18 protein-coding genes, 4 tRNA genes and 1 pseudogene are annotated in these 19716 nt (G+C 53.8%); 9 read left to right on the top strand and 14 right to left on the bottom strand.

From position 1 onward, the window contains the following. Nucleotides 1-3 precede the first annotated feature (3 nt). From proX to emrB, 6 genes and pseudogenes are all read left to right on the top strand, one after another. A complete protein-coding gene (proX, locus tag WB371_RS09555; protein ID WP_336219821.1) occupies nt 4-999 on the top strand; it encodes a glycine betaine/L-proline ABC transporter substrate-binding protein ProX in 996 nt (331 codons plus the stop codon). Nucleotides 1000-1158: 159 nt separating this feature from the next. Then, on the top strand, nt 1159-2343 hold the full coding sequence (locus WB371_RS09550) for an MFS transporter (RefSeq protein ID WP_336219820.1): 1185 nt from the start codon (nt 1159-1161) through the stop codon (nt 2341-2343). Nucleotides 2344-2466: 123 nt separating this feature from the next. Then, nucleotides 2467-2634: pseudogene (locus WB371_RS09545) on the top strand (branched-chain amino acid ABC transporter permease); the annotation flags it as partial. Between the two features lie 142 nt (nt 2635-2776). After that, on the top strand, nt 2777-3307 hold the full coding sequence (mprA, locus tag WB371_RS09540) for a transcriptional repressor MprA (RefSeq protein WP_336219819.1): 531 nt from the start codon (nt 2777-2779) through the stop codon (nt 3305-3307). A 123-nt stretch (nt 3308-3430) separates the two neighbouring features. Continuing rightward, the gene (emrA, locus tag WB371_RS09535) at nt 3431-4603 is read left to right on the top strand and encodes a multidrug efflux MFS transporter periplasmic adaptor subunit EmrA (RefSeq protein ID WP_336219818.1); all 1173 of its coding nucleotides are present in this window, start codon (nt 3431-3433) and stop codon (nt 4601-4603) included. A gap of 15 nt (nt 4604-4618) precedes the next feature. Beyond that, nucleotides 4619-6157 (top strand): multidrug efflux MFS transporter permease subunit EmrB, encoded by a 1539-nt coding sequence (gene emrB / locus WB371_RS09530; protein ID WP_336219817.1) that lies wholly within the window; start codon nt 4619-4621, stop codon nt 6155-6157. Between the two features lie 60 nt (nt 6158-6217). On the opposite strand, the gene luxS is transcribed toward emrB, so the two are convergent. The 14 genes from luxS to mltB form a co-directional block, all read right to left on the bottom strand. After that, nucleotides 6218-6733, bottom strand: a complete 516-nt coding sequence (luxS, locus tag WB371_RS09525) for an S-ribosylhomocysteine lyase (RefSeq protein WP_336219816.1) — start codon at nt 6731-6733, stop codon at nt 6218-6220. A gap of 150 nt (nt 6734-6883) precedes the next feature. Next, nucleotides 6884-8440 carry a glutamate--cysteine ligase gene (gene gshA / locus WB371_RS09520; RefSeq protein ID WP_336219815.1) on the bottom strand — a complete coding sequence of 519 codons (1557 nt, stop codon included), beginning with the start codon at nt 8438-8440 and terminating at the stop codon, nt 6884-6886. A gap of 77 nt (nt 8441-8517) precedes the next feature. Beyond that, nucleotides 8518-8946: a YqaA family protein gene (locus WB371_RS09515; RefSeq protein ID WP_336219814.1), complete on the bottom strand. Its 429-nt coding sequence runs from the start codon at nt 8944-8946 to the stop codon at nt 8518-8520. Next, nucleotides 8943-9509, bottom strand: a complete 567-nt coding sequence (gene yqaB, locus WB371_RS09510) for a fructose-1-phosphate/6-phosphogluconate phosphatase (protein WP_336219813.1) — start codon at nt 9507-9509, stop codon at nt 8943-8945. The genes WB371_RS09515 and yqaB overlap by 4 nt, the downstream gene beginning before the upstream one ends. A gap of 284 nt (nt 9510-9793) precedes the next feature. Then, nucleotides 9794-9870: transfer RNA gene (locus tag WB371_RS09505), tRNA-Arg, on the bottom strand. Nucleotides 9871-10064: 194 nt separating this feature from the next. Further along, nucleotides 10065-10141, bottom strand: a tRNA-Arg gene (locus WB371_RS09500). A gap of 61 nt (nt 10142-10202) precedes the next feature. Next, nucleotides 10203-10279 (bottom strand) — tRNA-Arg (locus WB371_RS09495). Nucleotides 10280-10282: 3 nt separating this feature from the next. Beyond that, nucleotides 10283-10375 (bottom strand) — tRNA-Ser (locus WB371_RS09490). A 333-nt stretch (nt 10376-10708) separates the two neighbouring features. Further along, nucleotides 10709-10894, bottom strand: coding sequence for a carbon storage regulator CsrA (gene csrA / locus WB371_RS09485; RefSeq protein WP_000906486.1), 186 nt, complete (start codon nt 10892-10894; stop codon nt 10709-10711). 363 nt (nt 10895-11257) lie between these two features. Beyond that, entirely contained in the window at nt 11258-13885 is a 2628-nt protein-coding gene (gene alaS / locus WB371_RS09480; protein WP_336219812.1) for an alanine--tRNA ligase, read from the bottom strand. A gap of 130 nt (nt 13886-14015) precedes the next feature. Then, complete coding sequence (gene recX, locus WB371_RS09475; RefSeq protein WP_336219811.1) at nt 14016-14516, bottom strand: recombination regulator RecX; 501 nt, start codon at nt 14514-14516, stop codon at nt 14016-14018. 115 nt (nt 14517-14631) lie between these two features. Beyond that, nucleotides 14632-15693: a recombinase RecA gene (recA, locus tag WB371_RS09470; protein WP_336219810.1), complete on the bottom strand. Its 1062-nt coding sequence runs from the start codon at nt 15691-15693 to the stop codon at nt 14632-14634. Nucleotides 15694-15774: 81 nt separating this feature from the next. Beyond that, nucleotides 15775-16272: a nicotinamide-nucleotide amidase gene (gene pncC, locus WB371_RS09465; RefSeq protein ID WP_336219808.1), complete on the bottom strand. Its 498-nt coding sequence runs from the start codon at nt 16270-16272 to the stop codon at nt 15775-15777. A 184-nt stretch (nt 16273-16456) separates the two neighbouring features. Then, a complete protein-coding gene (gene mltB / locus WB371_RS09460) occupies nt 16457-17536 on the bottom strand; it encodes a lytic murein transglycosylase B (RefSeq protein ID WP_336219807.1) in 1080 nt (359 codons plus the stop codon). A gap of 268 nt (nt 17537-17804) precedes the next feature. On the opposite strand from mltB, the gene srlA reads away from it, so the two are divergent. The 3 genes from srlA to srlB are packed head-to-tail and all read left to right on the top strand — an operon-like array spanning nt 17805 to nt 19710. Then, nucleotides 17805-18368, top strand: coding sequence for a PTS glucitol/sorbitol transporter subunit IIC (srlA, locus tag WB371_RS09455; protein ID WP_046486371.1), 564 nt, complete (start codon nt 17805-17807; stop codon nt 18366-18368). Next, the gene (gene srlE / locus WB371_RS09450; protein WP_336219805.1) at nt 18365-19336 is read left to right on the top strand and encodes a PTS glucitol/sorbitol transporter subunit IIB; all 972 of its coding nucleotides are present in this window, start codon (nt 18365-18367) and stop codon (nt 19334-19336) included. Before srlA ends, srlE begins: the two co-directional genes overlap by 4 nt. Nucleotides 19337-19347: 11 nt before the next feature. Beyond that, nucleotides 19348-19710: a PTS glucitol/sorbitol transporter subunit IIA gene (gene srlB / locus WB371_RS09445; protein ID WP_336219804.1), complete on the top strand. Its 363-nt coding sequence runs from the start codon at nt 19348-19350 to the stop codon at nt 19708-19710. Nucleotides 19711-19716: the final 6 nt, after the last annotated feature.

Genomic DNA, 19716 nt, shown 5'->3' with positions numbered 1-19716 from the left:
ACGATGCGACAGAAGATCATGATTGCCACAGCGTTTGCCACCCTTGTCTCTACCAGCGCTTTCGCTGCCGACCTGCCAGGCAAAGGCATTACCGTCCAACCGGTACAAAGCACCATCACTGAAGAAACCTTCCAGACGCTGCTGGTCAGCCGCGCGCTGGAGCAACTGGGTTATACCGTCAATAAACCGAGTGAAGTCGACTATAACGTCGGCTACACCTCGATTGCTTCTGGCGATGCCACCTTTACCGCCGTGAACTGGCAGCCGCTGCATGACGACATGTATGCGGCAGCAGGCGGGAGCAAAAAGTTTTACCGCGAGGGGGTGTTTGTCACCGGCGCAGCCCAGGGGTATCTGATCGACAAAAAAACGGCTGAACAGTATAAAATTACCAATATCGCCCAGTTGAAAGACCCGAAGATTGCCAAAATTTTTGATACCAATGGCGATGGCAAAGCCGACATGATGGGCTGCTCGCCGGGCTGGGGCTGTGAAGCCGTCATTAACCACCAGAACAAAGCGTTTAATCTGGAAAAAACGGTTGAGGTCAGCCACGGCAACTACGCGGCGATGATGGCAGATACCATTACTCGCTTTAAAGAAGGCAAACCGGTCCTGTATTACACCTGGACGCCTTACTGGGTGAGTGATGTGATGAAACCGGGCAAAGATGTAGTCTGGTTACAGGTGCCGTTCTCCTCGCTGCCAGGCGAGCAGAAAGATATCGATACCAGGCTGCCGAATGGCGCGAACTATGGCTTCCCGGTGAACACCATGCACATCGTCGCCAATAAAGCCTGGGCGGAGAAAAACCCGGCAGCGGCGAAGCTGTTTGCCATCATGAAACTGCCACTGGCGGACATCAACGCACAGAACGCGATGATGCATAACGGCAAAGCGTCGGAAGCTGATGTTCAGGGTCATGTTGACGGCTGGATCAAAGCCCACCAGCAGCAGTTTGACGGTTGGGTGAAAGAAGCGCTGGCAGCGCAGCAGTAATCCCCTCCTGAATGCCGGATGGCGCGCGATGCGCTTATCCGGCCTACACGCCCCACCTGAACCGCACAATCCGGCACGCGACAACTCCCCCACCGTCACAAACATCCGCTATGATTGATTTCCCAAGAAATCATCACCTGACTCATGATTGCAAACATAATGACAAAAACATCCCACGGGCTAAGCCCGGCACTGATCGTTCTCATGTCGGTGGCAACCGGTCTGGCCGTCGCCAGCAACTACTATGCCCAGCCGCTACTTGATACCATCGCACGCAACTTCTCGCTTTCCGCCAGTTCCGCCGGGTTTATCGTCACCGCCGCGCAGTTAGGCTACGCCGCCGGCCTGCTGTTTCTGGTTCCGCTTGGCGATATGTTTGAACGCCGGACGCTGATCGTCTCCATGACCCTGCTGGCGGCAGGCGGGATGCTCATTACCGCCAGCAGCCAGTCGCTGGCAATGATGATCCTCGGTACGGCGCTTACCGGGCTTTTCTCCGTCGTGGCGCAGATTCTGGTGCCGCTGGCGGCAACGCTTGCCACGCCGGATAAACGCGGGAAAGTGGTCGGAACTATCATGAGCGGCCTGCTGCTGGGGATTTTACTGGCGCGAACCGTGGCTGGTCTGCTGGCGAATCTCGGCGGCTGGCGCACGGTCTTTTGGGTCGCTTCGATTCTGATGGCGCTGATGGCTATCGCCTTGTGGCGCGGTTTGCCGAAGGTAAAATCGGAAACGCACCTGAACTATCCGCAATTGCTGGGTTCGGTGTTCAGTCTGTTTACCCGCGACACACTCCTGCGCACGCGTGCGCTGCTGGGCTGCCTGACCTTCGCCAATTTCAGCATTCTCTGGACCTCGATGGCCTTTTTACTCGCCGCCCCGCCGTTTAACTATTCCGAAGGGATGATTGGCCTGTTTGGTCTGGCGGGGGCCGCAGGCGCGCTCGGTGCGCGTCCTGCAGGCGGTTTTGCGGATAAAGGGCATTCTCATCTCACCACTACCTGGGGTCTGTTTTTACTGCTGCTGTCCTGGCTGGCGATTTGGTTTGGACATGCCTCGGTGCTGGCGCTGATTGTCGGGATACTGGTGCTGGATCTGACGGTACAGGGCGTTCACATCACCAATCAGACAGTTATTTATCGCCTTTATCCTGAGGCGCGTAACCGCCTGACCGCCGGTTATATGACCAGCTATTTTATCGGCGGCGCCGCTGGATCGCTCATCTCCGCCTCGGCCTGGCAGCATGCCGGATGGCTGGGCGTTTGTCTCGCAGGGGCGACCGTTGCCATACTTAATATGCTGGTCTGGTGGCGAGGTTTTCACCGCCAGGAAGCCGCTATTTAAGCGGTTAGCAAGCGTTTACCTCTGTTTGGGCTCCTTAGGGTGTTAAGGAGCCCCCCTGTCTGTTAAGGTGTCAGGAATTATTTATCGGGTTATTTTAACATTGGTGACAACGCGCAAAATTCTATGGAAAGGCCCGCATCTCTGTCCGATCCCTGTCCGGCTACGCTTATGGAAGGAGTCAACGACAGCTTACCGATCGTCATAAACTATGTTCCTGCTGCCTTTGCGTTTGGTCTCAATGCGACCCGTCCTGGGTTTAGCCCTATTGAGAACGTTTTCTTCTCTTGCCTTACTGAGTGCTCCGGGCTATGGAGTGGCCGGGAAAATGCTGGCTATTTTATAACCCAAGAGAATCATTTTAAATTAATAATACATTTACTTTATTTGTCACTGTCGTTACTATATCGGCTGAAATTAATGAGGTCATGCCCAAATGGATAGTTCGTTTACGCCCATTGAACAAATGCTAAAATTTCGCGCCAGCCGCCATGAGGACTTTCCCTATCAGGAGATTCTGCTCACCCGCCTTTGCATGCACATGCAAGGTAAGCTGCTGGAAAACCGTAATAAAATGCTGAAAGCTCAAGGGATTAACGAGACGTTGTTTATGGCGTTAATCACGCTGGAGTCTCAGGAAAACCACAGCATTCAGCCCTCTGAACTGAGTAGCGCGCTGGGTTCATCCCGTACTAACGCGACGCGTATCGCTGATGAGCTGGAAAAGCGCGGCTGGATCGAGCGCCGTGAAAGCGACAACGATCGTCGTTGCCTGCATCTGCAACTGACCGACAAAGGCCATGCTTTTCTGCGCGAAGTGTTACCGCCGCAGCATAACTGCCTGCATCAACTCTGGTCTGTACTTAGCACTGCCGAGAAAGACCAGCTTGAGCACATCACCCGTAAGCTTCTGACTCGCCTTGATCAGATGGACCAGGATGGTGCCATTCTTGAGGCGCTGAGCTAACGCGTCGACTCGCTCAATAATCCAGATTAAGAAAGAAAACTGACAGGCCAGTATCGTAACGTGCTGGCCTTTCTGGTAGACCGCTCGGCGCAGCCGACGAATAATAAGATCGTGGAGAACAACATGAGCGCAAATGCGGAGACTCACACCCCGCAGCAACCGGTTAAGAAGAAAGGCAAACGTAAAAGTGCGCTGCTCCTCCTGACCTTGCTCTTTATCATTATTGCCGTGGCATATGGGATTTATTGGTTTTTGGTACTGCGTCATGTCGAAGAGACCGATGACGCGTACGTGGCAGGGAACCAGGTTCAAATCATGGCGCAGGTATCCGGCAGCGTGACGAAAGTCTGGGCGGATAATACGGATTTTGTGAAAGAGGGTGATGTTCTCGTTACGCTCGATCAAACCGATGCTAAACAGGCATTTGAAAAAGCCAAAACCGCGCTGGCTTCCAGCGTTCGTCAAACGCATCAGTTAATGATCAACAGTAAACAGTTGCAGGCGAATATCGACGTGCAGAAAACCGCCCTCGCCCAGGCGCAGAGCGATTTTAACCGTCGTGTCCCCCTCGGTAACGCTAACCTGATCGGCCGCGAAGAGCTGCAACATGCGCGTGATGCTGTCGCCAGCGCACAGGCGCAGCTTGATGTCGCTGTTCAGCAATACAACGCGAATCAGGCGATGATTCTGAACAGCAAGCTGGAAGATCAGCCTGCCGTTCAACAGGCCGCAACCGAAGTGCGTAACGCATGGCTGGCGCTGGAACGAACCCGAATCGTTAGCCCAATGACCGGCTATGTGTCGCGCCGCGCCGTTCAGCCTGGCGCACAGATTAGCCCAACGACACCGCTGATGGCCGTGGTTCCAGCCACCAATCTGTGGGTTGACGCAAACTTCAAAGAGACACAGCTTGCCCATATGCGTATCGGCCAGCCAGCAACGGTCATCACCGATATTTACGGCGATGACGTGAAGTACACCGGTAAAGTCGTGGGGCTGGATATGGGAACAGGCAGCGCCTTCTCATTGCTGCCAGCACAGAACGCAACCGGTAACTGGATCAAAGTGGTTCAGCGTCTGCCAGTGCGTATCGAACTGGACGCACAGCAACTGGCGCAACATCCGCTGCGGATTGGTTTATCCACGCTTGTCACCATTGATACCGCTAACCGCGACGGTCAGGTACTGGCCAGCCAGGTTCGCACCACGCCGGTCTCTGAAAGTAATGCCCGGGAGATCAATCTTGCGCCGGTGAATAAACTGATCGAAGAGATTGTGCAGGCCAACGCGGGCTAATCTGAGGTGCGTGTGATGCAACAGCAAAAACCGCTGGAAGGCGCGCAGCTCGTCATTATGACGATTGCGCTGTCGCTGGCGACATTCATGCAGGTGCTGGACTCCACCATTGCTAACGTGGCGATCCCCACGATCGCCGGGAACCTTGGCTCGTCGCTGAGCCAGGGGACGTGGGTGATCACCTCCTTCGGGGTGGCGAACGCCATCTCGATCCCTCTCACCGGCTGGCTGGCGAAGCGCGTCGGGGAAGTGAAACTGTTCATGTGGTCAACGGTGGCATTTGCCGTTGCTTCATGGGCGTGCGGTGTTTCCAGCAGCCTGAATATGCTGATTTTCTTCCGCGTTGTGCAGGGGATTGTCGCCGGGCCGCTGATTCCGCTTTCGCAGAGCTTGCTGCTTAACAACTATCCTCCCGCTAAGCGTTCAATCGCGCTGGCGTTATGGTCGATGACGGTGATTGTCGCGCCGATTTGCGGCCCGATTCTGGGCGGCTACATCAGTGATAACTATCACTGGGGCTGGATCTTCTTTATCAACGTGCCGATCGGCATTGCGGTCGTTCTGATGACGCTGCAAACGCTGCGGGGCCGCGAAACGCGTACCGAGCAACGACGGATTGACGCCGTCGGGCTGGCGCTGCTGGTCATTGGCATCGGTAGCCTACAGATTATGCTCGACCGCGGGAAAGAGCTGGACTGGTTTGCCTCGCAGGAGATAGTCATTCTGACCGTGGTGGCGGTGGTCGCTATTAGCTTCCTGATTGTCTGGGAGTTGACTGACGATAACCCCATTGTCGATCTCTCGCTGTTTAAGTCGCGAAACTTCACCATTGGCTGCTTGTGTATCAGCCTGGCCTATATGCTCTACTTTGGCGCGATTGTGTTATTGCCGCAGCTATTGCAGGAGGTCTACGGCTATACCGCGACGTGGGCAGGTCTGGCCTCTGCGCCAGTCGGGATTATTCCGGTGATCCTGTCGCCGATTATTGGTCGCTTTGCCCATAAGCTGGATATGCGCCGGCTGGTAACATTCAGCTTTATCATGTACGCCGTCTGCTTCTACTGGCGGGCATGGACATTCGAACCGGGAATGGACTTCGGCGCATCCGCCTGGCCGCAGTTTATCCAGGGTTTCGCGGTGGCGTGCTTCTTTATGCCGCTCACGACCATCACGCTTTCCGGCTTACCGCCTGAACGTCTGGCGGCGGCATCGAGCTTATCCAACTTTACGCGAACGCTGGCGGGGTCAATCGGTACATCCATTACGACCACCATGTGGACGAACCGGGAGTCGATGCACCATGCGCAGTTGAGCGAATCGGTGACCCCGTATAACCCGAACGCGCAGGCGATGTACGATCAGCTTCAGGGACTGGGCATGACACAGCAACAGGCATCAGGCTGGATAGCACAGCAGATCACCAATCAGGGGCTGATTATTTCAGCCAATGAGATCTTCTGGATGTCAGCGGGGATCTTCCTGATACTGCTCGGCCTGGTCTGGTTCGCTAAACCACCGTTTGGCGCGGGCGGTGGCGGCGGAGGCGCGCACTAATAAAAAAGCCAGTTCAACTGAACTGGCTTTTTTGTATCAGGTGGCGCTACGGCATCACCACTAGATATGCAGTTCCTGCAGCTTCTCTTTCGGCAGCGCCAGCTCTTCATTACTGTTCACACGCACATCGTGTTCCAGAATGTGGCGTGCGATATCCTGTGCTTCGCTCAGCGAGTGCATCTGATACGTACCGCACTGGTAAACGTTCAGCTCCGGGATCTGATTCTGATCCTGCACTTTTAACACATCCGCCATCGCTGCTTTCCAGGCATCGGCCACACGCTGCTCGTCAGGCGTACCAATCAGGCTCATATAGAAACCGGTACGGCAGCCCATCGGGGAGATATCGATAATCTCAACACCATCGCCATTGAGGTGATTGCGCATGAAGCCTGCGAACAGATGCTCCAGCGTGTGAATCCCTTTCTCCGGCATGACCTCTTTGTTTGGAATGCAAAAGCGCAGATCAAACACGGTAATGGCATCGCCATGCGGGGTGTTCATCGTTTTCGCAACACGGACTGCAGGTGCTTCCATCCGGGTATGATCGACAGTGAAGCTATCTAACAACGGCATTTAGCCACCTCCGATAATATTTTTATAAATAAACTGAACTCTTCGTTCCGGGGCGAGTCTGAGTATATGAAAGACGCGCATTTGTTATCATCATCACTGTTCTTCAGAGATGAAATTTTGGCCACTTACCAGTGGCCTTTTTCTTTTCTGTCAGGCCTGCTTATCCAGCCAGCTTTCAAATGGCTCGGTATCCGCCGCTTCAATCTCACGCTGACGGCGTTGTGAAGCATCACGTTCCGTCACAAAGTCCGCTTCCTGTAAAATTTCCAGCGGCTCTTCACGTAGCAGATTGCGATATGCTTCGCCCAGCGCCTTACCCGTGCCGTTAATGCCTGTATCAATCATGGACCGCAGAATACGCGCAGAGAACGTCAGCTCGGGGTTATCGAAGCAGGCAACCAGTTCGTCACAGACTTTCTGATAATCCTCTCCGCCGTGGATGCTGTCCAGCGTTTGCGCTACGCGCTTCAGATCGCGGAAGAGATCTTTTCCCACTTCAGGCAGCGGGAACTGAGCGGTTTCACAGCCGATGCCCAGAGTCAGACCCGGTTTACGTCCTTCCAGAATCACCCGATTCCAGTTAGTGCGCGTACACAGCAGTTCGCTGCTGCTCATTTCCGGCGCATCAGCCAGCACGCACCAGACCATAAACAGGTCAAGGAATCGCACCTGCTGCTCGTCTACACCAATCGGAGAGAACGGATTGATATCCAGTGAACGGACTTCAATGTATTCGATACCACCACGCAGAAGCGCATCTGAAGGCGACTCTCCGCTACGCGTGACGCGCTTCGGACGAATAGGCGCATACAGTTCATTTTCAATTTGTAGCACGTTGCTGTTGATTTGCAGGCGCTTACCGTCTCTCTCCAGCCCTACCGCAGCATACTCTTCAGAAGGCGTTTTAATCGCCCGCTTCAATCCTGCCACATATTCATTGAGATCGTTAAACGTAATACCGAGATTGCTTTGCGACTTATTGGTATAACCAAGATCACTCAGACGCAGCGAGGTCGCATACGGCAGGTAGTACATCCCGCAGTCAGTTTTCTCAAACGGCAATGTGGTCGGCTTACCCTGCAGGAAAGAAGAGCAAATCGCCGGAGACGCGCCGAACAGATAAGGAATGACCCAACCAAAGCGGTAATAGTTGCGGATCAAGCGAAAATAGCCAGCGGAGATTTTCTCTTTCGCTTCTTCGCCTTCCGTCACACCACATTTCGCCTGCCAGAATGCCATCGGCAGTGAAAAGTTGTAGTGCACGCCGGAAATGGTTTGCATCAACGCGCCGTAACGGTTTTTCAACCCTTCACGATATAACGTCTTCATGCGACCAATATTCGATGTGCCATACTGCGCCAGTTCAATATCCTGGCCTTCGGCAATGTAGCACGGCATGCTGAGCGGCCACATGCGCTCATCACCTATCTTTCTGGCCGTATAACGATGCAGGTCACGCATGAACGTCAGCATGTGCTGGATATCACCATCAACCGGTGTAATAAATTCCAGTAACGCTTCCGCGAAATCGGTGGTAATCCATTTGTGCGTCAGCGCGGAGCCTAACGTTTCAGGATGCCCCGTTGTCGCCAACGTGCCATCCGCATTAACGCGCAGTGTTTCGCGCTCCAGCCCGCGCTGAATCCCCTGTAATGCCTGAGGATGTTTTTCCAGCCAGGCCAGCGCCTGTGATACGTCCGGGATCAAATTGACCTCCCGCCTGTCAAAATCGTTTTAATTAGCATAATTGTAGTGGTAACCCTAAAGGCTATCCCCAGGCACAATTAGTGCCACCAGGTTATGCCTTGTACGGTAGCGGCCGCGACAACAATATAGCGCAGCGCTTTGCCAAGGCATAAAAAAAAGAGCACTGGCCCCCATGAGAGGCGCATCCATCCCGCTAACAGGCACAGCAAATCACCCACAACCGGCATCCAGCTTAATAATAGTGTGACTGCGCCGTAGCGACTAAGCCAGCCAGTGGCTTTTTCCTGCCAGCGCGATGTTTTGCGCAGAGGAAAGAAACGCCCAAGGATAACGTTAGTTAACCCTCCAAGGCTATTACCCATTGTTGCTGTTAAGACTAAGACCCACGGGTGACTGAGGCCGGAAAGCAACATCGCAACCAGAACGATTTCTGAGTTGCCGGGCAACAGCGTCGCGCTGAGAAAACTGCTGGCAAACAATGACAGAAGTGACAGTCCGTCACTCACAAGAGCCGAACATCCACTGCATCCATCCCTGCGGCGCGGGCAGCCTGAATCCCGAAATCAGCATCTTCGAATACCACACACTGTGTTGGAGGCACGCCCATACGTTCTGCACAAAGCAGGAAAGTATCTGGCGCAGGTTTATGATGCTGAACATGATCGGCGGCGACAACGGCATCAAAATAGCGACGCAGCCCCAGATGAGCCAACAACGCTTCCGCAATCGCGCTTTCGCTGCCGGTTCCGACGGACATCGGGCGACGACCATGCCACGCTTTCACCACCTCAACCAGTGGAAGCGGCTCGACGCTGTCGAGCAACATACTCTTTACCGCTGCGGTCTTTTCGCGGGCTAACGCATGGGGGTCGAGATCGGCATGGTTCAGCTCAATGATGGACTGCGCAATCCGCCAGGTGGGTGAGCCGTTCAGGGCGATCATCGCCTGCAGGTCAAAACGCAGACCATAGCGGCCTAACACTTCATCCCACGCCTTACGGTGCGTCGGCTCCGTATCAAGGATAGTGCCATCCATATCGAAAATCAGACCCGCATAACGTTCGTACATTGCGTTCTCATCCACCAAATAAACAGATGTTACTTTATCGCAATTGATAGGTTTTGTCGCTGACGGTGATGCTGAGGATTATTCAGAGTGAAGAGATAAAGGGGATGGAAAATTGCGCGAGACAACGAACTTGCTGTTATTTCCGAGAAGATGGTGCATCCGGGAGGATGACTCGGCTGCGCCTCGCCCTTCGGGCCGTTGCTGAGGCAACGTTATCCTCCCTGGTGCCTGCGGTTACTACCGCCACCTTGTTCACGACTTCATTGCTGAAAACGTGGGGAATATGGTGCATCCGGGAGGATTCGAACCTCCGACCGCTCGGTTCGTAGCCGAGTACTCTATCCAGCTGAGCTACGGATGCATCGGAAAACGTATTTTACTATCGATATTGATACTGCATAAAAGCAGGACCAGGTAAGAGATGGTGCATCCGGGAGGATGACTCGCCTTGCGGCTCGCCCTTCGGGCCGTTGCTGAGGCAACGTTATCCCCCTGGTGCTTGCGGTTACTACCGCCACCTTGTCCACGACTTCATTGCTGAAAACGTGGGGAATATGGTGCATCCGGGAGGATTCGAACCTCCGACCGCTCGGTTCGTAGCCGAGTACTCTATCCAGCTGAGCTACGGATGCATCGGAAAACATATTTTACTATCGATATTGATACTGCATAAAAGCAGGACCAAGTAAGAGATGGTGCATCCGGGAGGATTCGAACCTCCGACCGCTCGGTTCGTAGCCGAGTACTCTATCCAGCTGAGCTACGGATGCAAATGGCGGTGAGGCGGGGATTCGAACCCCGGATGCAGCTTTTGACCGCATACTCCCTTAGCAGGGGAGCGCCTTCAGCCTCTCGGCCACCTCACCACACGCCTCTTACGAGTGCTTCGAAGAACGTGTAACCGCTCATCGTCGCTGCGTGGCGCACATATTACTTTCTGGGACTTATAAGTCAAACACTTTTTCCTGAGCTTTTATCGTTTGCACACTTCACGTTCAATTAGTCTGCAAAAACGGCAAAAAGAGTGTTTTATCAACAGATAAATCGGTCTCTGGGGCAGATGTCGGCTTTAATGGAAAAGGAATGTAATGTACGAATCCTGTATAAAACAGGCAAAACTGCAGTAGAGAAACGATAAAGAGAGGGACGTGCAAGAAAGGCAGGTTGCGCCTCACCAGTCCCGGTGAGACGCAGAAACCTTAGTAACTGGACTGCTGGGATTTTTCAGCCTGGATACGCTGGTAGATCTCTTCACGATGGACAGACACTTCTTTCGGGGCGTTTACGCCGATGCGTACCTGGTTGCCCTTCACCCCTAAAACTGTCACGGTGACCTCATCGCCAATCATGAGGGTCTCACCAACTCGACGAGTCAGAATCAGCATTCTTTGCTCCTTGAAAGATTAAAAGAGTCGGGTCTCTCTGTATCCCGGCATTATCCATCATATAACGCCAAAAAGTAAGCGATGACAAACACATTACATGTAAGCAGTCACGGCATCACATTCTGTTAAACCTAAGTTTAGCCGATATACACAACTTCAACCCGACTTTATCGTTATCAACAACGTTGATGCAAACGCCGCGGAATACTTACCCACGGCATCAGCTAACGCTTATACACTTAATCCTTCAGGCTGCTTCTGCGTTGGCTCCGCTCACTTATCCCCGTCACGTACGACCTGTACGCGCCAGGGACTCATTCACTTGCCGCCTTGACGTAGCATGAATGATTTTGTGTATATATTTTATAGTTTTGCGCTGACCCAGGCTTGCACACTGGCTAACGCTGCAGGCAGAGCAGACGCATCCGTACCACCGGCTTGCGCCATGTCCGGACGACCACCACCCTTACCGCCCACCTGCTGAGCGACCATACCCACCAGTTCCCCTGCTTTGACACGGTCAGTCACATCCTTAGAGACACCAGCAATCAGAGAAACCTTACCTTCAGCTGACGTTGCCAGCACGATAATTGTCGACCCCAGTTGATTTTTCAGATCATCAACCATGGTACGCAGCATTTTCGGCTCAACACCCGCAAGCTCACTCACCAACAGCTTAACGCCATTGATATCAACCGCTTTGCTGGAAAGATTCGCACTTTCCTGCGCCGCAGCCTGTTCTTTCAACTGTTGAAGCTCTTTCTCAAGCTGACGAGTACGTTCCAGCACTGAACGCACTTTCTCGCCCAGGTTCTGGCTGTCGCCCTTCAACAGATGCGCGATATCGGTCAGGCGATCGCTTTCTGCATGCACAGTCGCAATAGCGCCCTCACCCGTTACCGCTTCAATACGACGGACACCTGCTGCTGTCCCCGACTCCGAAACAATGCGGAACAGACCAATATCACCGGTACGGCTGGCGTGTGTGCCGCCGCACAGCTCGGTCGAGAAATCGCCCATGCTCAACACGCGAACACGCTCGTCATATTTCTCACCGAACAGCGCCATTGCGCCTTTTGCTTTCGCCGCGTCGAGGTCCATCACGTTTGTTTCAACCGGCAGGTTACGACGAATCTGCGCGTTCACCAGATCTTCAACCGCGCGAATTTCAGCCGGTTTCATCGCTTCATTATGCGAGAAGTCGAAACGCAGCACTTTGTCATTGACCAGCGAGCCTTTCTGCGCCACGTGTGTGCCCAGAATCTGGCGCAGCGCCGCGTGCATCAGGTGCGTTGCGGAGTGGTTCAGACGGATACGCGCGCGTCGCGCTTCATCTACATCAGCCTGTACCGCATCGCCCACTTTCAGAGAACCCGCAGACAGCTTGCCGAGGTGACCAATCGCCTGACCGTATTTTTGCGTGTCATTCACCACGAAGGTGAAACCCGCGCCTTTCAGTTCGCCCTTATCGCCAACCTGACCACCTGACTCCGCATAGAACGGCGTCTGATCAAGGACGACGACGGCCTCCTGACCGGCTGCGATCGCATCAACGGCTTTTCCATCGACAAACAGCGCCGTGACGTTGCCGTTCAGTTCCAGATGATCGTAGCCTTTAAACTCAGAGGCGCTATCCACGCGGATCATCGCGTTATAGTCCGCGCCAAAACCGCTGGCTTCGCGAGCGCGACGGCGCTGCTCTTCCATTGCGGCTTCAAATCCGGCTTCATCCACTTTGATATTGCGTTCGCGGCAAACGTCAGCCGTCAGGTCAACCGGGAAACCGTAGGTGTCATACAGGCGGAATGCCGTTTCACCGTCCAGCGTATCGCCGGTCAGTTTCGCCAGTTCTTCATCCAGCAGTGCCAGACCACGCTCCAGCGTACGGGCAAACTGCTCTTCTTCTGTTTTCAGAACCTGCTCAACCTGAGCCTGCTGACGTTTCAGTTCTTCGCCCGCCGACCCCATCACATCAACCAGTGGACCCACCAGTTTGTAGAAGAAGGTCTCTTTCGCGCCAAGCATATTCCCGTGACGCACCGCGCGACGGATGATACGACGCAGAACATAGCCACGGTTCTCGTTCGAGGGAACAACGCCATCGGCAATCAGGAATGCACAGGAACGAATGTGGTCTGCAATCACGCGCAGCGATTTGTTGCTCAGGTCGGTTGCCCCGGTCACTTTCGCTACGGCTTCAATCAGCGTGCGGAACAGGTCAATTTCATAGTTAGAATTAACGTGTTGCAGCACGGCCGCAATACGTTCCAGACCCATCCCGGTATCAACAGACGGCTTCGGCAACGGTTCCATAGTCCCGTCGACCTGACGGTTGAACTGCATAAAGACGATGTTCCAGATCTCGATGTAGCGATCGCCGTCTTCTTCCGGGCTTCCCGGAGGTCCGCCCCAGATATGGTCGCCATGATCGTAGAAAATCTCAGTACACGGACCGCACGGACCGGTGTCACCCATCTGCCAGAAGTTGTCAGACGCATAGGCCGCGCCTTTGTTATCACCGATGCGGATAATACGCTCGCGAGGAATACCAACTTCTTTTTCCCAGATTTCATAGGCTTCATCGTCTGTTTCGTAGACGGTCACCCACAAACGTTCTTTCGGCAGAGCAAACCAGTTTTCACCGGTCAGCAGTTCCCACGCGAACTGGATTGCATCATGTTTGAAATAGTCGCCGAAGCTGAAGTTGCCCAGCATTTCGAAGAAGGTATGGTGACGTGCAGTGTAACCAACGTTTTCCAGATCGTTGTGCTTACCACCCGCACGCACGCAGCGTTGAGATGTGGTTGCGCGGGAATAATTACGCTTGTCGAGCCCAAGGAAAACGTCCTTGAACTGGTTCATCCCGGCGTTGGTAAACAACAAAGTTGGGTCATTGTTTGGCACCAGGGAGCTGCTGGCAACTACCTGATGTCCTTTACTATGGAAAAAGTCGAGAAACGCCTGACGGATCTCAGCGGTGCTCTTGCTCATAATTATCCTGAAATCAAGCTAACGAAAAATCATTACCAGCAACGGCTCTTGATTGACTGGGCCACCGGCAACTGGAAAAAGTGGGAATAAGATAAGTTTTCTTTACGGGGAAGTAAAATCCCGTATGCGCTCATTCGTCAAAATTTCGCCATATTTCCTGAATATCCTCCATCAGATACCCGCGATAAAGTAAAAACCGCTGTATCTTAACCTTTTCCGAAAAAGTAGTTGGCAGCGGATCACCATACTTGCGCACCGCCTGCTCGCGCGCCAGGAAGCACCAGTCGATATCGCATTCCCGCATCGCTTTTTCCGTCAATTCGCGCGCAATCCCCTTTTGATTCAGCTCCTGACGAACACGCGCCGGACCATATCCTTTACGGCTGCGGCCAGCGATAAAGCGCGAGATAAAGCGCTCATCATCAAGATAATGATGCTCATAGCACCAGGCGATCACGCGGTCATAATCGTCTGCTGTCGCATCAATCTCTTCCGGTCCATTTTTCCCCATTACCGGGGCGGCAAGCTTGCGTCGTAATTCTTGCTCGCTGTGGTCACGAACCGCGAGGATACGCACAGCGCGATCTAACAGCCGGGAATACGCGGGTCGCCGCGGTGTAGCGTCACTCATAACAACCTTCGAAATCAGAAATGCAAAAAGGGCTGCATCAATGCAGCCCTTGAGTGTAATTCAACTTTTTGCCGGATGGCAGTTTTGCGTTATCCGGACAAACAACCCCTGACGATTAAAAATCTTCGTTGGTTTCCGCAACGTCTTCACCGTCATCCACAGCGAAGTCAGGTTTAGCGTCCTGGTTATTGAGCAGCATCTCGCGGACTTTCTTCTCAATTTCTTTCGCCGTGGCCGGATTTTCTTTCAGCCAGGTTGTCGCATTGGCTTTACCCTGACCAATTTTTTCACCGTTGTAGCTGTACCATGCGCCCGCTTTCTCGATCAGCTTCTCTTTCACGCCCAGATCGACCAGCTCGCCATAGAAGTTGATACCTTCACCATAGAGGATCTGGAATTCAGCCTGTTTAAACGGTGCAGCGATTTTGTTTTTCACCACTTTCACGCGTGTTTCGCTACCCACCACGTTATCGCCCTCTTTCACCGCGCCGATACGACGGATGTCCAGACGAACTGACGCGTAGAATTTCAGCGCGTTACCACCGGTGGTGGTTTCCGGGTTACCGAACATCACACCAATTTTCATACGGATCTGGTTGATGAAGATCAGCAGCGTATTGGACTGCTTCAGGTTACCCGCCAGTTTACGCATCGCCTGGCTCATCATACGCGCCGCGAGGCCCATGTGAGAGTCGCCGATTTCGCCTTCGATTTCCGCTTTCGGCGTCAACGCCGCCACGGAGTCAACAACGATAACGTCAACGGCACCAGAACGCGCCAGCGCATCACAGATTTCCAGCGCCTGTTCACCGGTGTCAGGCTGGGAACACAGCAGGTTGTCAATATCGACACCCAGCTTACGTGCGTAAATGGGGTCCAGCGCGTGTTCAGCATCGATAAACGCACAGGTTTTGCCTTCGCGCTGCGCTGCGGCAATGACCTGCAGCGTCAGCGTGGTTTTACCGGAAGATTCCGGCCCGTAGATTTCGACGATACGGCCCATTGGCAGACCGCCTGCGCCCAGCGCAATATCCAGTGAAAGCGAACCTGTGGAGATCGTTTCCACATCCATGGAACGGTCTTCACCCAGGCGCATGATGGAGCCTTTACCGAATTGCTTTTCGATCTGGCCCAGCGCTGCCGCCAACGCTTTCTGTTTGTTTTCGTCGATAGCCATTAATTACTCCTGTCATGCCGGCTAAAACCGGATAGTGAATTCTGTACTGTTGTCGCAATTATACTGTATAGTCATACAGTATCAAGTGTTTTGTAGAAATTGTTGCCACAGGGTTTGCAGCACATAAACCGTGGCCTGTCGACGCACGGCATCCCGGTCGCCACTGAAACATTCCCGGCGGGTAACCCCTTCCCCACGCGCACTGGCAAAGGCGAACCAGACAGTGCCGACCGGTTTCTCGGCGCTGCCGCCATCCGGCCCGGCAATCCCGCTGATGGAAACGGCGAAATCAGCGCGCGCCGCTTTCAGTGCGCCGATCGCCATCTCTACCACCACCGGTTCACTGACTGCGCCATGCTGTTCCAGCGTCCCTTCGCGCACGCCAATCATCTGCGATTTTGCTTCATTGCTGTAGGTGACAAAACCGCGCTCAAACCATGCGGAGCTACCGGCAATATCGGTAATGGCTTTTGCCACCCAACCGCCAGTGCAGGACTCTGCCGTGGTCACGGTCGCGCCTCGCGCTTTTAATGCCAGACCAACCTTTTCACTTAACTGCATCAGTTCACTGTCAGTCATATCCGCCTCTGTCAGTTAAAAATATGCCGGACAAGATAGCACTTTCCCGGCAGAGATGGGGATGAGGTGACAATTTTACGAGGGGGATTCAGAAAAATACGTTGATAACGCGCCGTAGGGCGGCGATGCCTTATCCGGCCTGCGGAAAAACCATTTAGCAGGCCGGTTGTCCGAAAAAAGAAAACTACTGCACGCGCGCCAGCGCCACCGCCTGGCCCAACTGCCACACCGCCATAGCATAGTGTGTGCTGTGGTTATAGCGGGTGATGGCATAGAAGTTAGGTAAGCCGTACCAGTACTGGTATCCGGTACCGATATCCAGGCGCAGCAAACTCGCCTGTTGATGATTGCCCAACGGTTGCTGCGGCGTGAGTCCGGCGGCAGCCAGTTGAGAAATGCTGTATTGCGTTTTGAAGCCATTCTCCAGTCCCGGAGCCTGACCGTTGGCCATCACCGCCACGGCGTCGCCCTTCACCCAGCCGTGAGCTTTGAAGTAATTCGCCACGCTACCGATCGCATCAACCGGATCCCACAGGTTAATATGACCGTCACCGTTGAAATCCACCGCCAGCTCTTTATAGGAAGACGGCATAAACTGTCCGTAGCCCATCGCTCCCGCGAAAGAACCTTTCAGATCCAACGGATCATCCTGTTCATTACGCGCCATCAGCAGGAATGTTTCCAGTTCGCCAGAGAAGTACTCAGCACGGCGTGGATAGTTAAACGACAGCGTCGCCAGCGCATCCAGAATGCGCGTTTTTCCCATCACGCGTCCCCAGCGGGTTTCTACGCCAATAATCCCGACGATGATTTCCGGTGGAACGCCGTAGACCTGCCATGCGCGGTTCAGTGCATCTTCATATTGATTCCAGAACGCCACGCCATTTTGCACGTTATCGGGGGTAATAAATTGTTTGCGATAACGTAACCATGCGCCGTTAGGCCCGGCTGGCGGCTGGGTGGTCGGCGCCTGCCTGTCCATCAGACGCAACACGTAATCCAGACGCTTTGCCTGTGAAAGAATTTCCTGAAGCTGCTGACGATCAAAACCATGTTTGTTCACCATCTTCTCGATGAACTGTTGGGCATTCGGGTTGTTGGCAAAATCGCCGCCCATCTGCATCACATTGTGCTGGGGCTCAAGCAGGAAGCCGCCAGAAGGCGTTCCTGTGGTCGTTTGAGTCTCTTGAGGTTTCGGTTTGCTGCTACAGGCAGCCAGTAACACAAAAAGGGGAAGTAATGCTACATAACGACGCTTGAACATGAGACATCCATTAAACAGATTCATCCAGAGGGAAGTATGGTAAAGCATCCTTCGTCCTACAAGGAAGTGCCAACCCCTTTCCGCCACACAATTTATCCATTGCTCCCTTTTGGTTGCCCCCTGGCAGATCCCCCTTCAACGGAAAAACTTTCAATTTAAAATATTTTACTTTCATTTTGAGATCAAAATAACACTTTTATATCTTTCAATTTGATTAAAATAACTCACCCATTCGCAAGATAACTAAAAATCCCTACAGGAGAGAACAATGATCGAAACCATTACACATGGAGCAGAGTGGTTCATCGGGCTGTTCCAGAAAGGTGGAGAAGTGTTTACCGGAATGGTCACCGGCATTCTTCCACTGCTGATTAGCCTTCTGGTCATCATGAATGCGCTGATCAACTTTATCGGCCAGCAGCGGATCGAGCGTTTCGCACAGCGCTGTGCCGGCAACCCGTTATCCCGTTACTTAATTCTGCCCTTTATCGGCACGTTTGTTTTTTGTAACCCCATGACGCTGAGTCTGGGTCGCTTTATGCCAGAGAAATACAAGCCCAGTTATTACGCGGCGGCCTCGTATAGCTGCCACTCTATGAACGGTCTGTTTCCGCATATCAACCCAGGCGAACTGTTCGTTTACCTCGGTATTGCCAGCGGACTGACCACATTAGGTCTTCCACTCGGTCCACTGGCGGTGAGCTACCTGTTGGTCGGACTGGTTACCAACTTCTTCCGGGGCTGGGTCACCGACCTGACGACCTCCATCTTTGAGAAAAAGATGGGTATCCAACTTGAGCAGAAAGTCCATCTGGCAGGAGCGACATCATGACGCGTATTCGTATTGAAAAAGGGACCGGCGGATGGGGTGGTCCGTTAGAACTGGAAGCGATCGCCGGGAAAAAAATTGTCTATATCACCGCAGGTACGCGCCCGGCGATTGTGGACAAGCTGGCGCAGTTAACCGGCTGGCAGGCCGTCGACGGATTTAAAGAAGGCGAACCGCCGGAGGATGAAATTGGCGTCGCGATTATCGACTGCGGCGGGACATTGCGCTGCGGGATCTATCCCAAACGCCGCATTCCGACCGTGAACATTCACTCGACCGGGAAATCGGGGCCGCTGGCCCAGTTTATCGTCGAAGATATCTACGTCTCCGGCGTCAAAGAAGAGAACATTACTGTCGTGGACGACGCATCTGTCGCACCGCAGCCAACAAACACAACTGCCGGGCGTGACTACGATACCAGCAAGAAGATCACCGAACAGAGCGACGGCCTGCTGGCAAAAGTCGGCATGGGGATGGGCTCCGCGGTGGCGGTGCTGTTCCAGTCTGGCCGCGACACCATTGATACGGTGCTGAAAACCATTCTGCCCTTTATGGCGTTCGTCTCAGCGCTTATCGGCATCATCATGGCTTCAGGGCTTGGCGACTGGATAGCCCACGGTCTGGCACCGCTTGCCAGTCATCCGCTGGGGCTGGTGACGCTGGCGCTGATCTGTTCGTTCCCACTGCTGTCGCCGTTCCTCGGCCCGGGTGCGGTGATCGCACAGGTGATTGGCGTGCTGATCGGCGTGCAAATTGGTCTGGGTAATATTCCGCCGCATCTGGCGCTGCCCGCTCTGTTTGCTATTAACGCTCAGGCGGCCTGTGACTTCATCCCGGTCGGCCTGTCACTGGCAGAAGCCCGCCAGGACACCGTTCGCGTCGGCGTGCCCTCTGTGCTGGTCAGCCGCTTCCTGACCGGTGCGCCTACCGTTCTCATCGCCTGGTTTGTTTCCGGCTTTATTTATCAATAAGAGGTGTCGACATGACCGTTATTTATCAGACCACCATCACCCGTATCGGTCAGAGCGCACCGGATGCGCTCTGCGATCAGATGCTGATTACCTTTCGTGAAGGCGCGCCTGCGGATATCGAGGAATTTTGCTTTATCCATTGTCATGGCGAACTGAACGGAACGCTGCGGGCCGGCGCGCAGTTTGAACTGGGTCAGCATCGTTATCCGGTCACCGCCGTCGGCAGCGTGGCCGAACAGAATTTACGTGAACTGGGGCATATCACCCTGCGTTTCGATGGGCTGAGTGAAGCCGAATTTCCCGGCACCGTACACGTCGCGGGGCCAGTACCGGACGACATCGCGCCGGGCTGTATTTTGAAGTTTGTCGCTTAAGGAGAG

The organism is Citrobacter amalonaticus, assembly GCF_037053465.1.
GTDB classification, from domain to species: Bacteria; Pseudomonadota; Gammaproteobacteria; order Enterobacterales; family Enterobacteriaceae; genus Citrobacter_A; species Citrobacter_A amalonaticus_H.
Note: the sequence above shows the minus strand (reverse complement) of the source record. Positions and strands in the feature narration are given on the sequence as shown.